We start from the raw sequence: 17,825 nt of genomic DNA, 5'->3' as shown, positions 1-17,825 counted from the left end.
GATGTTTAATGAAGCGCATAGGCTCCAATTAGAAAAAGGGCTTGCAGAAATGAAGATAGAGTTACCTTCGCAAAGCATTGCTAAAATGATTGATTTTCTCCGTATGATGGTGAAGTGGAATAAGGTATATAACCTATCTGCAATTAGAGAGCCCGAGCAAATGGTGAATATGCATTTATTGGATAGTTTAGCAGTGTTACCTTTCTTACACGGAAAACGTTGTATTGATGTAGGCACTGGGGCTGGATTACCTGGTATCCCGCTAGCGATTGCAAGGCCAGATATGCAGTTTGCACTACTTGATAGCAACTCAAAGAAAACGCGTTTTATTCAGCAAGCATGTATTGAGTTAGGGTTGGATCATGTGTCGGTTCTAAACGAGCGTATTGAAGAGTATCAGCCAGAACAAAAATTTGATACGGTAACCGCACGGGCATTTACCTCAATGCCAAATTTATTAGTAAAGACACGTCATCTATTAGCGCTAGGGGGTAGATTGCTAGCGATGAAATCAAAAGAAACGAAGGCGGTAGATAGTAAAGGGTTTCAGTTCAGTTGTGTAGAATCTCTAGTAATACCTGAACTCGAAGTGACGCGAAATCTTGTTATTTATACAGCTGTATAGTGGTATCAATATGATAAAGAAAGGTGTCTATTAGTGGCAAGAATAATAGCGGTTGCTAATCAAAAAGGTGGTGTGGGCAAAACAACGACAAGCATTAACTTGGCTGCATCTATGGCAGAACTTGGTCGGCGTGTTTTATTAGTTGATATGGATCCGCAAGGTAATGCGACTATGGGCAGTGGTGTTGATAAGCAAGATATCGAGCTGTCTTGTTATGATGTGCTATTGGAGGATTGCGATCCATTCCAAGCAGTAGTCAGTTCGCAAACAATTAAACATCAGGTGCTACCGAGCAATATGGACCTTGCAGGCGCCGAAGTTCATTTATTAGAGGCGGTTGACCGTGATCGCCGTTTAAAAAAAGCCATTGGTATATTAGCCGATAACTACGATTATATTTTTATTGACTGTCCTCCCTCGATGAACATGCTGACTATTAATGCGTTGGTTGCGGCTGATAGCGTATTGGTGCCTATGCAGTGTGAGTATTTTGCACTAGAAGGCTTGTCATCTTTAATGGATACATTAAAACAGGTGCAGGAAACCGTTAACAAAAATTTAAGTCTAGAAGGGCTTTTAAGGACGATGTTTGATGGGCGTAGCCGCCTGACTCGTGAAGTCAGTGAGCAGCTAACAGCGCACTTTTCAGATAGGTTATTTGAAACGATTGTGCCAAGAAATGTACGACTTGCCGAAGCGCCAAGTTTTGGCTTGCCCGCTATTCTTTACGATAAAAGTTCCCGCGGGGCGCAGGCTTATATGGATCTGGCGCGTGAACTAGACGAAAAACACTACTAGGATTTAAGAATGTCTACAAAGAAAAGAGGGTTGGGCCGCGGGTTAGATGCATTGTTGAGTCATCCAAAGGTAGGTGGTCATGCAAAGGAAACTAAAAAACTTCCAATAGATTTATTACAGCGTGGTAAATACCAACCAAGAACAGAGTTTGATCCGGTTCAACTGCAAGAGTTAGCCGATTCAATCAGTGCGCAAGGCATTATTCAGCCAATTGTTGTGCGGCCTATTAGTGGTAATAATTATGAAATTTTGGCCGGCGAACGACGCTGGCGTGCTGCGCAATTAGCCGGTCTGCAAGATGTTGAGGTAGTTATTAATGATGTAGATGATCGTGCTGCAATAGCCATTTCATTGATTGAAAATATTCAACGAGAAAATTTAAATATTCTGGATGAGTCAGAGGCTTTGCAGCGACTAATCAATGAGTTTGAGATGACGCATCAGCAGGCAGCGGATGCAGTAGGAAGATCAAGGGCAGCGGTCAGTAATTTATTGCGTTTATTAGAATTAGGCCAGGAGGCAAAAGAAAGCCTTCGAGCTGGAAAAATCGAAATGGGGCACGGAAGAGCGTTATTAGCATTAAATGAATCGCAACAATCAACCATGGTTAATAAAGTAGTGGTTGGTGGCTTGTCGGTGCGCGCAACAGAAGCAATGGTAAAGCGAGCGCTAAAAAGCGGCGAAGAAAAGAAAAATACTCTAGTGAAAGACCCTGACGTTGAAAGGCTGGAGCAAGATATATCAGAAAAACTAGGCGCTAAGGTGAAGATTAGTCACTCTAGTAAAGGGGATGGGAAGATAATAATTCAATTTTCATCATTGGATGAATTAGAGGGTGTGTTAGGTCATTTTAAATAAACTTGACTGTGAGGTGCAGCAAAAATTATAATGGGCGGCTGAATGCGATGGGCATTATAAAATGAAAGCTCAGTCTAAAATTGTTGTTTACCAGTTAGCTTTGATTTTCGTGGTTGCAATTACAGGGTATGCCTTGTATTCAGAACAGTTTGATTTAAAAGCAGTGTTGTACGGTGGATTTATATCGGTAACGGCATCTATAGTGATGGCGGTTAGGTTAAGTCAAGCAGTAAAAAGTGCGCAAAAAGGCAGTAAGCGCGGCGGATTTTATGTTTATTTAGGCGTGATAGAGCGATTATTGATTGCCATCGCGCTTTTTGGTGCGGGGCTTATGTGGTTTGAAATGAGTCCTGTTTATACAATGGTAGGGCTGGTTGTGGGTCAAGTAGGGTTTATACTTGGCGGATTTAGAGTGAAAGAATAAGAGAGAAACTATGGCAGGCGAAAACCTTACGTCATCAGAATATATTAAGCATCACTTAACCAATTTAACATATGGGCAGCACCCAGATGGGACTTGGGGTATAGCATCTGGACAAGAAGCAGCGAAAGAGATGGGCTTTTGGGCGGTCAATATAGATACGCTAGGTGTCTCTGTGATTTTAGGTTGTTTGTTTCTTTTTCTCTTTAGAAAAGCAGCTTCTGCACCAACAACAGGCGTGCCAACTGGCTGGCAAAACTTTGTTGAGATGGTATTAGAGTTTATTGATGGTAGCGTAAAAGATAGTTTTAACGGTAGAAATCCCGTTATTGCGCCACTTGCATTAACGATTTTTGTATGGATTGTGCTAATGAATACGATGGATCTAGTGCCTGTTGACTATATCCCACATTTAGGACAGCTTGTCGGTATTCCTTACCTTAAAGTGGTACCAACAACCGACCCGAATTTAACTTTCTCATTAGCGTTAGCTGTATTTTTTCTTACAATTTACTACAGCATCAAAGTTAAAGGCCCTGGTGGGTTCTTTGCTGAGTTGGCCTTCCACCCATTCCCTAAATATATGATGCCATTTAATTTGCTTTTAGAATTGATCGCATTGATTTCAAAGCCAATTTCACTAGCACTGCGTTTATTTGGAAATATGTATGCAGGTGAGATGATCTTTATTCTTATTGCTTTATTACCACTGGGTGTACAGTGGACGCTGTCATTGCCGTGGGCAATATTTCATATTTTAGTTGTTATATTACAAGCGTTTATATTTATGACGCTTACAATCGTGTACCTGAGTATGGCTCACGAAGAAAGTCATTAGTTTTTTATTAATTTTAGTAAACTCAATAGGAGAGAAAAATGGAAGATGTAGGTTTGATTTATTTAGCAGGTGCGTTATTAATGGGTATGGGTGCGATCGGCGCTGCAATTGGTATCAGCATGTTGGGTGGTCGTTTTATAGATGGTGCGGCTCGCCAACCTGAATTGATTCCTTTATTACGTACGCAGTTCTTTATTGTTGTAGGTCTAATTGATGCGGTTCCAATGATTGCTGTTGGTATTTCTATGTACATTCTGTTTGCGGTCGTTGGTTAAATTAAACGAAGATTAACCCTAAACTAAGGTTTAATAATGAATATTAATGCAACCCTAATAGGCCAAACGATAGCATTTTTTATGTTCGTTTGGTTCTGCATGAAATTTGTATGGCCGCCTTTAATGGCAGCTATGGAAGAGCGGAAAAGCAAAATTGCTGAAGGCCTAGCGGCGGGCGAACGTGGAAAAAAGGAACATGAATTAGCTGAAAAACGAGCTAAAGAAGTGTTGCAAGAAGCGCGCGCTGAAGCGTCAGATATCATTAATTTAGCAAATGTACGTGCTGGAGAAATGGTTGAAGAGGCAAAAAGCAAAGCAGTTGAAGAAGCCGTAAAAGTAAAAAAAGGCGCGGAAGCTGAGATTGAGCAAGAAATTGCTAGTGCACGTGAAGCACTTCGCCAGCAGGTATCTGTTTTAGCCGTATCAGCAGCAGAGAAAATTATTAAAAGCGAAATCGATGCGTCCAAGCACCAAGCTATCATTGACGATATCAGTGGCAAATTAGGTGCGGTTTAATGGCTGAGTTAGCAGCGCTTGCGAGACCTTATGCTGAAGCTGTGTTCTTAATGGCTGATGAAAAAGGTGAGCTTGACCAGTGGTCAAAAATGTTAGGTTTTTTAAATCTAGTCATGAGCGACGAACAAGTCAAGAAGCTAATAGATAACCCAAAATTATCCAAAAATGATCTAGAAAATGCCATGACGGGTATTTGTGAAGGTCAAATGGATGCTAGAGGGCTCAATTTCGTTAAGCTACTGACTAAAAACAATCGCTTGTCATTAACCAGCGAAATTACCAGCCAGTACGAAATTAAAAAAGCTGAAAAATGCGGAGAGCTTGGTGTAAAAGTAATATCAGCCTTTCCTATGACTGACGAAGATAAGGCTAAGTTAAGTGTGTCTTTATCGGACTCGTTCGGCAAAAAAGTAACGATTAACGTTGAAGAGGATTCAAGCTTAATAGGCGGCATGATAATTCGTGCTGGTGATAAAGTGATTGACGGCTCTTTAAATAGTCAGATTAAACAATTGGCTAATAAGCTAAAATAGCAAAGGTAAAAACGATGCAATTAAATCCATCCGAGATAAGTGATCTTATCAAGAAAAAAATCGAAAACTTCGATACAGACGTAGAAGCTAAAACAGAAGGCACAATCGTTTCTTTAACAGACGGCATTGCTCGAGTACATGGCTTATCAGATGCTATGCAAGGTGAGATGTTAGAGTTTCCTGGCAATACATTTGGTATGGCACTTAACCTTGAAAGAGACTCTGTAGGGGTTGTTATCATGGGCTCATACCTGCACCTTTCAGAGGGTGACAGTGTAAAATGTACTGGTCGAATTTTAGAAGTTCCAACTGGTGAGGCAATGCTAGGTCGTGTAGTTGATGCATTAGGTAGCCCAATTGACGGTAAAGGAGCCATTAATGCTGAGTCATCATCACCAGTAGAGCGAATTGCACCAGGTGTGATTGCACGTCAATCAGTGGACGAACCAGTGCAAACAGGTTTGAAATCAATTGATGCAATGATTCCATTAGGTCGTGGCCAACGTGAATTAATTATCGGCGACAGACAAACTGGAAAAACAGCCATCGCTATTGATGCAATTATCAATCAAAAAGGCACAGGTATTAAGTGTATCTATGTTGCGATTGGTCAAAAACAGTCTTCAATTGCAAATGTTGTTAGAAAACTTGAAGAGCATGGCGCGATGGATCACACAATTGTGGTCAATGCGGGTGCAGCTGATTCGCCAGCACTACAATTTATTGCACCATACGCTGGTTGTGCAATGGGCGAGTATTTCCGTGATAAGGGCGAAGATGCGTTAATCATTTATGATGATTTAACAAAACAAGCATGGGCGTATCGTCAAATTTCATTATTACTTCGTCGTCCACCAGGACGTGAAGCATACCCAGGAGATGTCTTTTATCTTCACTCTAGACTATTAGAGCGTGCAGCTAGAATTAATGTTGAAGAAGTTGAGAGACTAACAGATGGTAAAGTTAAAGGTAAAACAGGCTCATTAACCGCCTTACCTATTATTGAAACTCAAGCAGGTGACGTTTCTGCATTTGTTCCTACCAACGTTATTTCTATTACTGATGGTCAAATTTTCTTAGAAACAGATTTATTTAATGCGGGTATTAGACCAGCGGTTAATGCTGGCTTGTCTGTCTCTCGTGTGGGCGGCGCAGCGCAAACTAAATCAGTTAAGAAGCTAGGCGGTGGTACACGTCTTGATTTGGCTCAGTATCGTGAATTGGCAGCCTTTGCACAGTTTGCATCAGATCTTGATGCGGCGACTAAAGCGCAAATTGATCGTGGAATTCGTGTGACTGAATTGATGAAACAAAATCAGTATGCGCCATTAAGTGTGCCGCAAATGTCGATTTCATTGTTTGCAGCTAATGAAGGTTTTATTGACGCAGTTGATGTTGATAAAGTACTAGATTTTGAAGCAGCTCTTCATGGTTTTATGGAAAGAGAAAAGGCTGATCTTGTTGCAGCAATTGGTGATGAAGGTCACTATAACGATGAGATTATTGCTGACTTGAAGTCTTCTATCGAAGAGTTTGTAAACACACAAACCTGGTAAGCGAGAAAAGCGATGGCAGTTGGAAAAGAAATTAAGACCAAGATTGCGAGTGTTCAAAGTACACAAAAAATAACACGCGCAATGGAAATGGTCGCCGCAAGTAAAATGCGTAAAACACAAGAGCGTGTTTTTGCGGCTCGTCCATATGCTAAAAAAATAGGGCAGGTTATACGTCATTTGGCTCAGGCTAGAACCGAATATAAGCACCCTTATTTGGCAGATAGAGAATGTAAGCGCGTTGGCATCATATTAATCAGCAGTGATCGTGGATTATGTGGTGGTTTGAACTCAAATTTATTTCGTAAGTTTGTAGGTCAGCTGAAAACCTGGGATGAAGAAGGTGTTGATGTTGTTATGGCATCAATCGGCTCTAAAGGCGAAGGGTTTTTAGGCCGGTTAGGTGGTAACGTTCTTGGCTCTGTGACTCATATCGGTGAGACACCATCGTTAGAAGACATCATTGGTGTTGTTAAAAGCATGTTAGATGAATATGACGAAGGTAATATTGATCGTTTTTATATAGCGCATAATGACTATGTAAACACAATGACTCAAACACCAGAAATCACTCAGCTACTGCCTGTATACACAGAAGAGTTAGATGATGAACTTACACATCATTGGGACTATATCTATGAACCAGATGCAAAAGAAGTATTGGATCAATTATTGGTTAGATACATCGAATCGTTGGTATACCAAGGGCTATTAGAAAATAATGCTTGTGAACAAGCAGCTCGAATGGTTGCTATGAAAAGTGCATCCGACAACGCAGGTACATTAATTGATGAATTGCAGCTGATTTATAACAAAGCAAGGCAAGCAGCAATTACACAAGAACTATCGGAAATCGTTGCTGGTGCAGCAGCGGTATAGAAAATTTTAAATTAAGAATATTGAGGAACTGATATGAGCTCAGGTGTTATCGTTCAAATTATTGGCGCGGTTGTTGACGTGGAATTTCCACGTGATGCTATACCGAAAGTATATGACGCACTCCTTGTAAAGGAAGTGGGTTTAACACTAGAAGTACAACAGCAGATTGGCGACGGTGTTGTTCGTACCATTGCTATGGGTACAACAGACGGTGTTAAAAGGGGCTTAGATGTAACGAATACTGGTGAAGCAATTCAAGTACCAGTAGGAACTAAAACATTAGGTCGTATTATGAATGTTCTAGGTGAACCGATTGATGAAAAAGGACCAATTGGTGAAGAAGAACGCTGGGGTATTCACCGTACAGCGCCTTCTTATGAAGAACAGGCAGCATCAAATGATATTTTAGAAACAGGTATTAAAGTTATTGACTTAGTTTGCCCGTTTGCAAAAGGTGGTAAAGTTGGTTTGTTTGGTGGTGCTGGTGTTGGTAAAACCGTTAATATGATGGAGTTGATCCGTAACATCGCGATTGAACATAGCGGCTATTCAGTATTTGCTGGTGTGGGTGAACGTACTCGTGAAGGAAACGATTTCTATCATGAAATGACCGATTCAAACGTTATTGATAAAGTATCGTTAGTTTACGGACAGATGAATGAGCCCCCAGGAAACAGATTACGTGTTGCTTTAACAGGCTTAACGATGGCTGAGAAATTTCGTGCAGACGGCAGTGATGTTTTATTGTTTATTGATAACATTTATCGTTACACATTAGCTGGAACAGAAGTGTCTGCGCTATTGGGACGTATGCCTTCAGCGGTGGGTTATCAACCTAACCTTGCCGAAGAAATGGGTGTATTCCAAGAACGTATTACATCAACTCGTGAAGGTTCAATTACCTCCATTCAAGCGGTTTATGTTCCTGCGGATGATTTAACAGATCCATCACCTGCAACGACATTTGCTCACTTGGATGCGACTGTTGTGTTATCACGTCAAATTGCTGAACTAGGTATTTACCCTGCTATTGACCCATTAGATTCTACAAGTCGTCAGTTAGACCCACTAGTGATTGGTGAAGAGCATTATCAAGTGGCTCGTGATGTTCAAGGTACGCTGCAACGTTATAAAGAATTAAGAGATATTATTGCTATTCTGGGTATGGATGAATTATCAGAAGAAGATAAATTATCGGTTGCTCGTGCACGTAAAATTCAACGTTTCTTATCACAACCATTCTTTGTGGCTGAGGTGTTTACAGGTTCACCTGGTAAATACGTTTCACTTAAAGATACTATTGCAGGTTTTAAAGGTATTATTGCAGGTGATTACGATCATATTCCTGAGCAAGCATTCTATATGTCAGGAACGATTGACGAAGTGATTGAAAAACACGCTAAGCAGGCAGCTTAAATTAAGGGGCTAAAATGAGCATGACAATTCATGTCGACATTGTAAGTGCAGAAGCTTCCATTTTTTCTGGATTGGCTGAAATGGTTTTCGCTCCAGGTGAACTGGGTGAACTGGGTATTGCGCCACGGCATGCACCACTTGTTACTCGACTTAAACCGGGTGAGGTTCGTGTGAATACTGGTAAAGTTGAGTTGGATTTCTTTATTTCAGGTGGTATTCTCGAGATTCAACCTCATCTAGTGACGGTTCTTGCTGATACTGCTGTTAGAGCGGATGACTTAGATGAAGCAAAAGCGTTGGCAGCTAAGAAACAAGCTGAAGAGGTATTAGCAAATAAAACATCTGATATCGATTTTGCTAAGGCTCAAGCAGAGTTAGCTGAAGCTGCAGCGCAGTTACAGGCGATAAGCCGGTTAAGGAAAACACGTTAAGCTTGGTTTAAATGAGTTTCTAAGCGAAGTTGCCGTTTGTGTAATAGATCGTTGGATATAAAAATAAAACCCGTCCATAGGCGGGTTTTTTTATACCTGTTAAACTAGGGCTTGATCTGGAAATATTATTAACATGAATATAAAAACCATCGTATTAGCCGCGGGCAAAGGCACGCGGATGAAGTCGAATAAAGCAAAAGTGTTGCATCAAATTGGTGGAAAACCAATGTTACAGCACGTTATTGAATCAGCTAGACCATTGAGCAGTGAGGTTGTTGTTGTTTATGGTCATGATGGCGAAGAGGTTAAAAAGAAACATTCGCAGTTTGATATTAATTGGGTTGAACAAACCGAACAATTGGGAACAGGCCATGCAGTCAAGCAGGCATCAAATAACATAGCTGAAGACGATATTGTATTAATTTTATATGGTGATGTGCCATTAATTAACAGCTCTACACTGCATAAGTTGATTACACACGTTGATACTAAGTCTATGTCTTTATTAACGGTAACACTTGAAAACCCAATGGGTTACGGGCGAATCGTTAGAGAGGGTAATAAGGTTTGTAAGATAGTTGAGCAGAAAGATGCGACTGATATTCAATTACAAATTACTGAGGTCAACACCGGCATTATGGCGGTTCATGGGAAGCATTTAGTAAACTGGTTGGAGCAATTAAATAATAGTAATGCTCAGGGAGAATATTACTTAACAGATATTATTGAAATGGCGGTTAATGAAGAGGTTAGCGTTAATACGGTACATGCTGTGAATGAATTTGAAGTACAAGGTGTTAATTCAAAAATACAACTCAATGAACTTGAGAGATATTATCAACTGTATCAGGCAGAAGAGTTAATGAACTTAGGTGCTACACTTGCAGATAAGTCGAGGATCGATGTCCGAGGTGAGTTGGCGTTAACTGGTAATGACGTTTATATAGATATCAATAATGTATTTATAGGGGAGATTAGCTTAGGTAGTAATGTACATATTGGACCAAATTGCGTGATTGAAAATGCAATTATTGCTGATGGTGTTGTCATAAAAGCTAATTCTGTATTAGAAAATTGTGTTGTCGGTGAAAATAGTACAATCGGCCCCTTTGCTCGACTTCGTCCTGGTGCAGAGCTGGCAAAAGGTGTGCATATCGGCAACTTTGTTGAAGTGAAAAAAGCAACTATTGATGAGGGATCAAAGGTAAACCACTTAAGTTATATTGGTGATGCTGAAATTGGTAAATTCGTTAATGTTGGCGCCGGTACCATTACATGTAATTACGACGGAGTTAATAAACATAAAACCGCTATCAAAGATGGTGCATTTATTGGCTCTGGCACACAACTAGTTGCCCCGGTTACAGTAGAGGAAGGGGCTACGTTAGGTGCCGGGACAACTCTGTCAAAAGATGCTCCCGCTAATGCCCTAACAGTGACTCGTACAAAACAAATAACATTAAATGGCTGGAAGAAGCCGATGAAGGATTAAAAGGGCTTGTATGTGTGGAATAGTAGGTGCGGTATCACAACGAGATATCACAAATATTTTAGTAAAAGGCCTTCAAAGGCTGGAGTACCGTGGCTATGACTCGGCGGGCGTTTGTATCGTTACGGATAATGATGAACTCGAAAGGCGCCGCACCGTAGGCAAGGTAAAAAACCTTGAAAAGTTAATTGAGGCTCAGCCTTTATCGGGCTTTTGCGGTATTGCTCATACCCGCTGGGCAACGCATGGTGTTCCTTCAGAAACTAATGCACACCCGCATATGTGTGGTGACGTTGCACTGGTGCATAATGGCATTATTGAAAATTATGAAGTATTACGTAAGCAGCAATTAGAAACAGGCCACCAATTTGATTCAGACACTGATACAGAAGTGATTGTTCATGCTGTGTCTGATGCATATAAAAAAACCAATGATTTGCTGACTTCAGTTCAAAAAACAGTTGAGTCATTAGAGGGCGCCTATGCATTGGGCGTCGTTGAAAAAGGTAATAATGATCATTTAATAGCAGTAAGAAAAGGCAGTCCCTTGGTGATTGGTATTGGCAATAACGAACATCTTATTGCCTCTGATGTTTTTGCTTTGCTGGGAGAAGCAGAGCACTTTATTTATTTAGAAGATGGTGATGTGGCAGACATTACTCATAAGGGTGTGACGATATACGATGCCAAGGGCCGGCAGGTTAAGCGCAAAATTAATAAAACAAAATTACAAGTTAATGATGCTGGTATAGGGGAGTATGACCACTACATGCAAAAAGAAATTTTTGAGCAGGCAGCGGTACTTAAACAAACCCTTGAAGGACGTATCGCCAATGGGCGATTATTATCAGATTGTTTTGGCAAAGGTGCTGAGGAGGCGTTCAGAAGCATTGAAGAAGTCCAAATTGTGGCCTGTGGAACTAGTTTTCATGCAGGGCTGGTAGCAAAGTACTGGTTTGAATCAGTGGCTGGTCTACCTTGTCATATCGAAGTGGCGAGTGAGTTTAGATACAGGCCGCATATTGTTATTAGGAAAACATTGTTTGTCACGATTTCACAGTCAGGAGAAACAGCGGATACTCTGGCTGCTCTCCAAGCCTCCTCAGACATTGGTTATGCACATACATTAACGATTTGTAATGTTCCTGAAAGTTCATTAGTGAGAGAATCGGAATGGGCATTGATGACGAAAGCAGGGCCAGAAATAGGTGTGGCATCAACAAAAGCATTTACCACACAATTAACAGCCCTACTGCTGCTGGTGATTGCCTTAGGTAAGCACCATAAAATTGATGATAAAAAAGAGATAGAAATCGTCAGGCAATTAGAAGTATTACCAGAACAAGTGGCGGAAGTACTTCGTCTTGAGCCAGACATTATTGAGTTTGCAAAGCAGTTTAGTAATAAACACCATGCATTATTTTTGGGTCGTGGCGAGCAATACCCCGTTGCAATGGAAGGTGCCTTGAAGCTTAAAGAGATTTCTTATATCCATGCAGAAGCTTACCCAGCAGGTGAGTTAAAGCATGGGCCTTTAGCACTTGTTGATGACCAAATGCCGGTAGTTGCTGTGGCGCCAAACAATGATTTATTAGAAAAGCTGAAGTCCAACCTGCAAGAAGTGCAGGCTAGAGGGGGCGAGTTGTTTGTTTTTGCTGATACACATGCAATATTTGAAGAGGTAAAGGGGTTAAAAATTATTCGAGTATCAGAGATTAATGAAATAGTTGCTCCCATTATTTATACGGTACCGCTGCAATTATTGGCCTACCATGTCGCGGTTATTAAAGGAACCGATGTCGACCAACCGCGTAACCTTGCCAAATCAGTAACGGTTGAATAAGGAGTAAATAAAATCATGTAGTTGTTGGCGAACAATAAAGTTGTTAACTAGACAATAAAGTTGTTAACTGAACAATAATGTTGTTAATTTTGCCATTTGAGTATTTCCTTCGAATAAAGTCGTAGATTTGCTATCTAAATTTTGATTAGTATTTTGTTACAGGTTCAAAGATAAGTAATCTGAAACCTATAAAGTTGCGATAGCTGAACATGAATAAGTTAAAGCGTGAATGGAATAAAAAGCCTAATCGAATGAGCGCGCGAATAGAAAAAGAACGCAAACCAAATAAATGCCCTAACTGTAGTGCATCACCCGTAGCAAGCATTTTGTATGGTTACGTCGGCATGGATTCAGTACTCGAGCAAAAAATAGAAGAAGGACGAGTTTCGCTTGGAGGTTGCTGTGAAGGAATGGGCGGCCCTGTTTGGGAGTGTACTCACTGCGGACTCAAAATTTATCAGAAGTTGATTGTTAAGAAGCTATCATAACTAGAAGGTAGTTTAGGATAGAAAATATTAGGACTGTTAATCATTCATAATAGAACCCCCGTCACGGATACTAATTTTCATATTAAGCATACAAATCAATTGGCTCAAAGGCGCTGAAAACTCTTTAATTATTACTCCAAATAATCATGATTATTTGGAGCTTGTCATAGAATCATAGAGTGGCCAGCGATTGAAAACATATGTTAAATTTTCCATCGTAGAATTGCTCGCAATAGGTTCGGAAACCAAAATTTTGGCTCAACCCATAATGGAAATCCCTTTATTTTCTTCAGCTTAGGGAAGTCATATTGGCCTGCCAAAGGTGCTGTTAATCATTGGGTCACTGGTTCGAGTTCAGTCGGAGGAGCCATATATCAAAGCCTTAGCTACCCTTGCGGTGCTGGGGTTTTTTATGGCTATGTCCGATGAGCCTGCTGCAAAGCGACGACTCTAAATTAAATGAGTATGGTTATTGAGAGGTTACCGTCATGAATGAACATGATTTTAGTGGATTATTACAGCAGCTTCCCGAGCTATCTCCCAGTCAGCATCAACGTCTTCATCGATACTTAAAAGCACATGACATCACCGCTTTTGACTTATTGGCTACTCAAGCAGCACCTGAACATTGTCCTTATTGTTACACCGATCACTTCAATCCTTGGGGTTCAAGTCATGGGCTGCCCCGTTATCGTTGCACAGATTGTTCAAGAACATTTAACGCGCTCACCGGAACGCCGTTAGCCAAACTGCATAAGCGCGAGCACTGGGTGGCTTATCTTAATACGCTGATAGAAGGGCTTTCTCTCAGGGCCGCCGCTCAACAATGCGGGATCAACAAAGATACGGCCTTGTTGTGGCGACATCGCTTTCTTCATATGATCAGTCAGCATCAAGCCACGCATGAACACGGGATTGTCGAAGCGGATGAAACGTTCTTTTTAGAATCTTTTAAAGGCCAAAGGCAACTAGACAGGCCGTCTCGAAAACGAGGCGGTGTCGGTAAAACACGCGGTACGGGAGCTGATCAGGTACCCGTGCTGATTGTCAGAGACCGTCATAAAGCCACCGCCAACTTTATTCTGACGCGTGTCGATGCTGTCACCATTCGCCAAGCACTTCAACCGCTTATTGATAAAGAGGCCATGCTTTGTACAGACGGTGCGGCGGTGTATTCTGCCTTTGCTAAAAACACCGGAATAGCACATGAAGTTATCCATACCAAAGGCCCAAGAGCTCGAGGTGTATTTCATGTTCAAAATGTGAATGCCTACGGCAGTCGCCTTAAAACGTGGATGCGTCGCTTTCATGGTGTAGCGACCAAATATTTAGGGCATTATTTAGGATGGCGGTTGCTGCTGGAGCGTTATCAATCAGTGATTACACCTGAATTATGTTTGCTTGAAGCGGTTGGGAGAGTTCCACAACAGCTCTCTTGGACATAGCCCGAAAAAAGCTGCTAAAAATATGCTAGCGCTTTGTTCAAAAGAAATATTTAGCTTCGGTTATCTAATTGTAAGAAGCTCAACATCCTGTGAGCTATCAAGTTTCTGTGTGTTGCTGGAAATACTCGCGTGTACCGTGTTCGATCATGGCCCCTGAAATCCGCTCAATACCGTGCAGATAGGCAGCGGTGCGCAGGTTGATCTGCTTATCGTCTGCGAGTTCGAAGATGTAGCGGGCTTCGCGGTCCATGATCGTCTTCAATCGACCGTTCACCTCGTCTTCATCCCAGTAAAAACCAGCGCGGTTCTGTACCCACTCAAAGTAACTCACTGTCACACCGCCAGCATTCACCATTACATCGGGCAGCACCGGGATGCCGCGCTCGCTGAGTATTGCATCCGCACGCGAATCGACGGGGCCATTGGCAATCTCCAGCAGCTGACGGGCCTGGATTTGAGCTGCGTTTTGTTCGGTGATCTGGTTTTCCAGCGCCGCAAGCACCAGCACGTCCACATCCAGCTCCAGCAGGTCGGCATTTGAAAGGGTGTCATAACGGGCTTCCTCGCAAACCGAGCTATCGCAATACAGTATGGCCTTGAGTTCGCGACGTGTACGCTTGTGCTGCATGATCAGCTCCGGTTCCAGCCCGGCAGCTGAATAGATGCCGCCTTGAGAATCCGAAAGGGCGACGATACGGAATCCGGCTAAATGGGCCAGACGCGCAAAGTGGTAACCAGCGTTACCAAACCCCTGTACCGCGACAGTGGTCTGTCCTGGATCGAGTTGGTTACGGGCCACCCATTGTTGCAACGCATACAAGGCCCCTTGACCCGTGGCGGCCTCACGTCCCAGTGAGCCACCAAGATGGACGGGCTTACCGGTGATAACACCGGGTAATTGCTCACGCATGATCTGAGCATACTCATTGGCCATCCAGCCCATGATAGTGGCATTGGTGTAGACATCGGGCGCTGGAATATCCCGTTTCGGACCAATGACGTCGGCGATTGCCCGGATATAACCGCGCGACAGGCGCTCCAGTTCCAGACGCGAAAGTTCCTTTGGGTTGACCACAATACCGCCCTTGGCACCACCGAACGGTAATCCCATTACGGCACATTTGATCGTCATCCAGAAACTCAAAGAGGTGACTTCATCCAGAGTGACCGACGGGTGATAGCGAATACCGCCTTTAGTTGGCCCGCGTGTATCGTCGAACTGTACACGATAACCAGTAAAAACACGCAGATCGCCGTCGTCCATGCGCACCGGAATACTGACGGTAAGTGCCAGCTTGGGTTGTTGCATGCGCAGCAGGATATCATCGGATAAGTTGATGTGTTCCAGGACTTTAGTTAAGTGTGACAGGGCATCGTCAAAAAGTGATTTCATTTGTTGGTCTCCTTCCAAAAAAATACTGGGCCACTACTTCAAATGCCATTCTTCATCGCTTTTTTTAGCAGCAATGAGAAGTCTGCCAGACAGCATTGGCCCGAGGGGTTTTGTGTTTCACAAGCGCACAGTTTTGCTTTGGTTTGTGCTGTAACAAAAGATTTACTGGCACTGTGTCCGGTATGTTCCAGTTCATCCAAGACATGTCGTTCCGTCACATCAAAACAATAACAAATTGTCCGCTCAGTTGAGGTTTGTTTTTGCCCAATAGCCCCCCTGACTTGATCTTGGCGATAAAGGCAACCACAATCACTGAAATACACGGTCTCACAATCAGCGTTAGCGCAAAAATAAAAATGGCTTTCTGGAATAGATCGATTGACAGGACTGATAACATGGTGGAGGAGCGTCTGACGCGTGGTTGCTTTTTGCACTTGACGGCAATCAGGGCACTCAGCTTTACGAGGTGGTCTTTTTGAACTGCAACAATCACTCATGGAAAATCCTTCATATTACGTCTAATAGGTGTATGGGGTAAAATTAAAAACTCCGCAACATCATACGAAGTCAATTGGTTCTGTTTGTTGCTCATGATTTCCATGCCATCTTGGGATTACCATTCGAAGACATTAAACACTCCTTTTTTTCGTTAAGGGTTTGTCGAGTTGCTCCAAGTGACACAACTGTTTGTCTAGTGAGTGCAGATAGGTCTGCTTTTCTGCAATTTTTGTGCGCAAGAGTCGGACGGCCTCATCACAAGCCTTCCGGTCTTCAGCATTAATTGCTTGTAGTAGTGGTTTGATCTCAAGGATCAAGAGGCCAGCGGCTCGTGCGGCTCGAATTAAACGCAGTCGAGTTAACGCACATTGGTCGTATAGACCATACCCACTCTTAGTTTTCTCGCTACAGTTAAGTAGCCCCTCAGCGACATAATTTCTTACCGTATGAACAGTGGTTTGTGCCGTTTTAGCCAACTGCGAAATACTCAGTGGAAAGGTTAGTAATTGATCGTCAGTCTCTATGAACTTATAGAAGTCGGGGATGACATCAAAGTAACTGGGTTGTCTACGAACTTTAGCTTTGCTGGGTGAAATATTTGTTTTAGTCATTGGTAATTTCCTCATGCCTTGTGCTATCGCGTTTTCATCTAACCATAGCATTTCAGCCTGGTTGACTTTATTGGGTATGATCAATCAAAAGCCCGGTCATACATCACACCCCTACTGTTCAAGGAAGTGTTGCTGGTGTTATATTCCTACTCCTTCTCAGCACTATTCGCTCACATTCGCACTCACTGGTGAAAAGAAACACGCCCTCGCCTTCATCGTATGACGCGATTAAACGGGCGAAATGTCCGGTCCTTCGATACAGAGTCGCCCATCCTCCATCTAGTTGAACAAATTTTCTGCCAATGAAGCTCCCAACTCGTATGCTTCGGAGATTGGTAGAATCTTGGCGTTAGGATGTTGCGCTAACCAATTAGACGCACAACGATCGGATTGGAAAAAATGCACGTTACAGCAAAAGCTACTGCGAATATCGTTCTTGTTAGAAGAGGTAACAATAGATACAACAGCAGATGGTGGCTCTACTTTTTCTATACCATCCGGCGTGATAACAACCCTAACTGGCTGGTCAGTACCTTTACAAGGTGATTCAATCGTAGCCGTTTTCCCCAGTAACTTAGGGAACATCAGCGCATCCAAGGCGCACCAGGTATACAGCGTCTGCTCTTCAAGTTTAAAGCTGTGTGGAGTTGGTTTGAGCGTTAACCCCAGACCGACCAAATTTCCCGCATCGTCTAATTCCACATTTGGGAGTTTGGGCAATAACACGGCAATTTTTTCGCGAGGCCGCCCAGTGACTTCTGCAATTTCTTTCGGTGTTACAGGGCGACCATGCGCCAGTTGCGACAGAATCGGTTTAAATAGGTCGGCATACTGCTCTCCTCTTACAGACTCCTCACGGAAGGAACGAGAAAAATCTTGGGTAAGTTGATCCAGTATAGTAGTCATGAAAGCCTC

The 17,825-nt window shown here is 42.5% G+C and carries 20 protein-coding genes; 16 read left to right on the top strand and 4 right to left on the bottom strand.

All coding sequences use genetic code 11. From position 1 onward, the window contains the following. Position 1 precedes the first annotated feature (1 nt). The 16 genes from rsmG (at position 2) to CYCME_RS12260 (ending at position 14,408) form a co-directional block, all read left to right on the top strand. Positions 2-625 (top strand): 16S rRNA (guanine(527)-N(7))-methyltransferase RsmG, encoded by a 624-nt coding sequence (rsmG, locus tag CYCME_RS12335; RefSeq protein ID WP_015007016.1) that lies wholly within the window; start codon positions 2-4, stop codon positions 623-625. A 33-nt stretch (positions 626-658) separates the two neighbouring features. Further along, complete coding sequence (locus tag CYCME_RS12330) at positions 659-1,423, top strand: ParA family protein (protein WP_015007015.1); 765 nt, start codon at positions 659-661, stop codon at positions 1,421-1,423. 9 nt (positions 1,424-1,432) lie between these two features. Continuing rightward, on the top strand, positions 1,433-2,281 hold the full coding sequence (locus CYCME_RS12325) for a ParB/RepB/Spo0J family partition protein (RefSeq protein ID WP_015007014.1): 849 nt from the start codon (positions 1,433-1,435) through the stop codon (positions 2,279-2,281). Positions 2,282-2,342: 61 nt separating this feature from the next. Continuing rightward, positions 2,343-2,705 carry an ATP synthase subunit I gene (locus tag CYCME_RS12320; protein WP_015007013.1) on the top strand — a complete coding sequence of 121 codons (363 nt, stop codon included), beginning with the start codon at positions 2,343-2,345 and terminating at the stop codon, positions 2,703-2,705. A gap of 10 nt (positions 2,706-2,715) precedes the next feature. Continuing rightward, positions 2,716-3,540 carry a F0F1 ATP synthase subunit A gene (atpB, locus tag CYCME_RS12315; RefSeq protein WP_015007012.1) on the top strand — a complete coding sequence of 275 codons (825 nt, stop codon included), beginning with the start codon at positions 2,716-2,718 and terminating at the stop codon, positions 3,538-3,540. A gap of 38 nt (positions 3,541-3,578) precedes the next feature. Continuing rightward, entirely contained in the window at positions 3,579-3,815 is a 237-nt protein-coding gene (atpE, locus tag CYCME_RS12310; RefSeq protein ID WP_015007011.1) for a F0F1 ATP synthase subunit C, read from the top strand. A gap of 36 nt (positions 3,816-3,851) precedes the next feature. Further along, the gene (locus CYCME_RS12305; protein WP_015007010.1) at positions 3,852-4,331 is read left to right on the top strand and encodes a F0F1 ATP synthase subunit B; all 480 of its coding nucleotides are present in this window, start codon (positions 3,852-3,854) and stop codon (positions 4,329-4,331) included. Next, positions 4,331-4,864: a F0F1 ATP synthase subunit delta gene (locus tag CYCME_RS12300; protein ID WP_020933210.1), complete on the top strand. Its 534-nt coding sequence runs from the start codon at positions 4,331-4,333 to the stop codon at positions 4,862-4,864. Before CYCME_RS12305 ends, CYCME_RS12300 begins: the two co-directional genes overlap by 1 nt. A gap of 14 nt (positions 4,865-4,878) precedes the next feature. After that, on the top strand, positions 4,879-6,420 hold the full coding sequence (gene atpA, locus CYCME_RS12295) for a F0F1 ATP synthase subunit alpha (protein WP_015007008.1): 1,542 nt from the start codon (positions 4,879-4,881) through the stop codon (positions 6,418-6,420). 12 nt (positions 6,421-6,432) lie between these two features. Then, positions 6,433-7,296: a F0F1 ATP synthase subunit gamma gene (gene atpG / locus CYCME_RS12290; protein ID WP_015007007.1), complete on the top strand. Its 864-nt coding sequence runs from the start codon at positions 6,433-6,435 to the stop codon at positions 7,294-7,296. Positions 7,297-7,329: 33 nt separating this feature from the next. Then, positions 7,330-8,712, top strand: coding sequence for a F0F1 ATP synthase subunit beta (gene atpD / locus CYCME_RS12285; protein ID WP_015007006.1), 1,383 nt, complete (start codon positions 7,330-7,332; stop codon positions 8,710-8,712). Positions 8,713-8,726: 14 nt separating this feature from the next. Beyond that, entirely contained in the window at positions 8,727-9,143 is a 417-nt protein-coding gene (locus CYCME_RS12280; RefSeq protein ID WP_015007005.1) for a F0F1 ATP synthase subunit epsilon, read from the top strand. A 133-nt stretch (positions 9,144-9,276) separates the two neighbouring features. Then, a complete protein-coding gene (gene glmU, locus CYCME_RS12275) occupies positions 9,277-10,635 on the top strand; it encodes a bifunctional UDP-N-acetylglucosamine diphosphorylase/glucosamine-1-phosphate N-acetyltransferase GlmU (protein WP_020933209.1) in 1,359 nt (452 codons plus the stop codon). Positions 10,636-10,645: 10 nt separating this feature from the next. Then, positions 10,646-12,475 (top strand): glutamine--fructose-6-phosphate transaminase (isomerizing), encoded by a 1,830-nt coding sequence (glmS, locus tag CYCME_RS12270; RefSeq protein ID WP_020933208.1) that lies wholly within the window; start codon positions 10,646-10,648, stop codon positions 12,473-12,475. A 209-nt stretch (positions 12,476-12,684) separates the two neighbouring features. Beyond that, on the top strand, positions 12,685-12,963 hold the full coding sequence (locus CYCME_RS12265) for a hypothetical protein (protein ID WP_020931862.1): 279 nt from the start codon (positions 12,685-12,687) through the stop codon (positions 12,961-12,963). Between the two features lie 488 nt (positions 12,964-13,451). Then, on the top strand, positions 13,452-14,408 hold the full coding sequence (locus CYCME_RS12260) for an IS1595 family transposase (protein ID WP_020931863.1): 957 nt from the start codon (positions 13,452-13,454) through the stop codon (positions 14,406-14,408). A 97-nt stretch (positions 14,409-14,505) separates the two neighbouring features. On the opposite strand, the gene CYCME_RS12255 is transcribed toward CYCME_RS12260, so the two are convergent. From CYCME_RS12255 to merB, 4 genes are all read right to left on the bottom strand, one after another. Continuing rightward, positions 14,506-15,801 (bottom strand): Glu/Leu/Phe/Val family dehydrogenase, encoded by a 1,296-nt coding sequence (locus CYCME_RS12255; RefSeq protein ID WP_020931864.1) that lies wholly within the window; start codon positions 15,799-15,801, stop codon positions 14,506-14,508. Positions 15,802-15,839: 38 nt separating this feature from the next. After that, a complete protein-coding gene (locus tag CYCME_RS12250) occupies positions 15,840-16,298 on the bottom strand; it encodes a putative iron-sulfur cluster-binding metallochaperone (protein WP_020931865.1) in 459 nt (152 codons plus the stop codon). A 132-nt stretch (positions 16,299-16,430) separates the two neighbouring features. Further along, the gene (locus CYCME_RS12245; protein ID WP_020931866.1) at positions 16,431-16,910 is read right to left on the bottom strand and encodes a MerR family transcriptional regulator; all 480 of its coding nucleotides are present in this window, start codon (positions 16,908-16,910) and stop codon (positions 16,431-16,433) included. A gap of 279 nt (positions 16,911-17,189) precedes the next feature. Beyond that, the gene (merB, locus tag CYCME_RS12240; RefSeq protein ID WP_020931868.1) at positions 17,190-17,816 is read right to left on the bottom strand and encodes an organomercurial lyase MerB; all 627 of its coding nucleotides are present in this window, start codon (positions 17,814-17,816) and stop codon (positions 17,190-17,192) included. Positions 17,817-17,825: the final 9 nt, after the last annotated feature.

Origin of the sequence: Cycloclasticus zancles 78-ME, assembly GCF_000442595.1 — a bacterium.
Classification (GTDB): domain Bacteria; phylum Pseudomonadota; class Gammaproteobacteria; order Methylococcales; family Cycloclasticaceae; genus Cycloclasticus; species Cycloclasticus pugetii.
Note: the sequence above shows the minus strand (reverse complement) of the source record. Positions and strands in the feature narration are given on the sequence as shown.

What these genes read in the sequence shown, in the direction of transcription:
- rsmG (WP_015007016.1), top strand. Translation starts at nt 2, where the DNA reads ATGTTTAATGAAGCGCATAGGCTCCAATTAGAAAAAGGGCTTGCAGAA.
- CYCME_RS12325 (WP_015007014.1), top strand. Translation starts at nt 1,433, where the DNA reads ATGTCTACAAAGAAAAGAGGGTTGGGCCGCGGGTTAGATGCATTGTTG.
- CYCME_RS12320 (WP_015007013.1), top strand. Translation starts at nt 2,343, where the DNA reads ATGAAAGCTCAGTCTAAAATTGTTGTTTACCAGTTAGCTTTGATTTTC.
- atpB (WP_015007012.1), top strand. Translation starts at nt 2,716, where the DNA reads ATGGCAGGCGAAAACCTTACGTCATCAGAATATATTAAGCATCACTTA.
- atpE (WP_015007011.1), top strand. Translation starts at nt 3,579, where the DNA reads ATGGAAGATGTAGGTTTGATTTATTTAGCAGGTGCGTTATTAATGGGT.
- CYCME_RS12305 (WP_015007010.1), top strand. Translation starts at nt 3,852, where the DNA reads ATGAATATTAATGCAACCCTAATAGGCCAAACGATAGCATTTTTTATG.
- CYCME_RS12300 (WP_020933210.1), top strand. Translation starts at nt 4,331, where the DNA reads ATGGCTGAGTTAGCAGCGCTTGCGAGACCTTATGCTGAAGCTGTGTTC.
- atpA (WP_015007008.1), top strand. Translation starts at nt 4,879, where the DNA reads ATGCAATTAAATCCATCCGAGATAAGTGATCTTATCAAGAAAAAAATC.
- atpG (WP_015007007.1), top strand. Translation starts at nt 6,433, where the DNA reads ATGGCAGTTGGAAAAGAAATTAAGACCAAGATTGCGAGTGTTCAAAGT.
- atpD (WP_015007006.1), top strand. Translation starts at nt 7,330, where the DNA reads ATGAGCTCAGGTGTTATCGTTCAAATTATTGGCGCGGTTGTTGACGTG.
- CYCME_RS12280 (WP_015007005.1), top strand. Translation starts at nt 8,727, where the DNA reads ATGAGCATGACAATTCATGTCGACATTGTAAGTGCAGAAGCTTCCATT.
- glmU (WP_020933209.1), top strand. Translation starts at nt 9,277, where the DNA reads ATGAATATAAAAACCATCGTATTAGCCGCGGGCAAAGGCACGCGGATG.
- glmS (WP_020933208.1), top strand. Translation starts at nt 10,646, where the DNA reads ATGTGTGGAATAGTAGGTGCGGTATCACAACGAGATATCACAAATATT.
- CYCME_RS12265 (WP_020931862.1), top strand. Translation starts at nt 12,685, where the DNA reads ATGAATAAGTTAAAGCGTGAATGGAATAAAAAGCCTAATCGAATGAGC.
- CYCME_RS12260 (WP_020931863.1), top strand. Translation starts at nt 13,452, where the DNA reads ATGAATGAACATGATTTTAGTGGATTATTACAGCAGCTTCCCGAGCTA.
- CYCME_RS12255 (WP_020931864.1), bottom strand. Translation starts at nt 15,801, where the DNA reads ATGAAATCACTTTTTGACGATGCCCTGTCACACTTAACTAAAGTCCTG.
- CYCME_RS12250 (WP_020931865.1), bottom strand. Translation starts at nt 16,298, where the DNA reads ATGAGTGATTGTTGCAGTTCAAAAAGACCACCTCGTAAAGCTGAGTGC.
- CYCME_RS12245 (WP_020931866.1), bottom strand. Translation starts at nt 16,910, where the DNA reads ATGACTAAAACAAATATTTCACCCAGCAAAGCTAAAGTTCGTAGACAA.
- merB (WP_020931868.1), bottom strand. Translation starts at nt 17,816, where the DNA reads ATGACTACTATACTGGATCAACTTACCCAAGATTTTTCTCGTTCCTTC.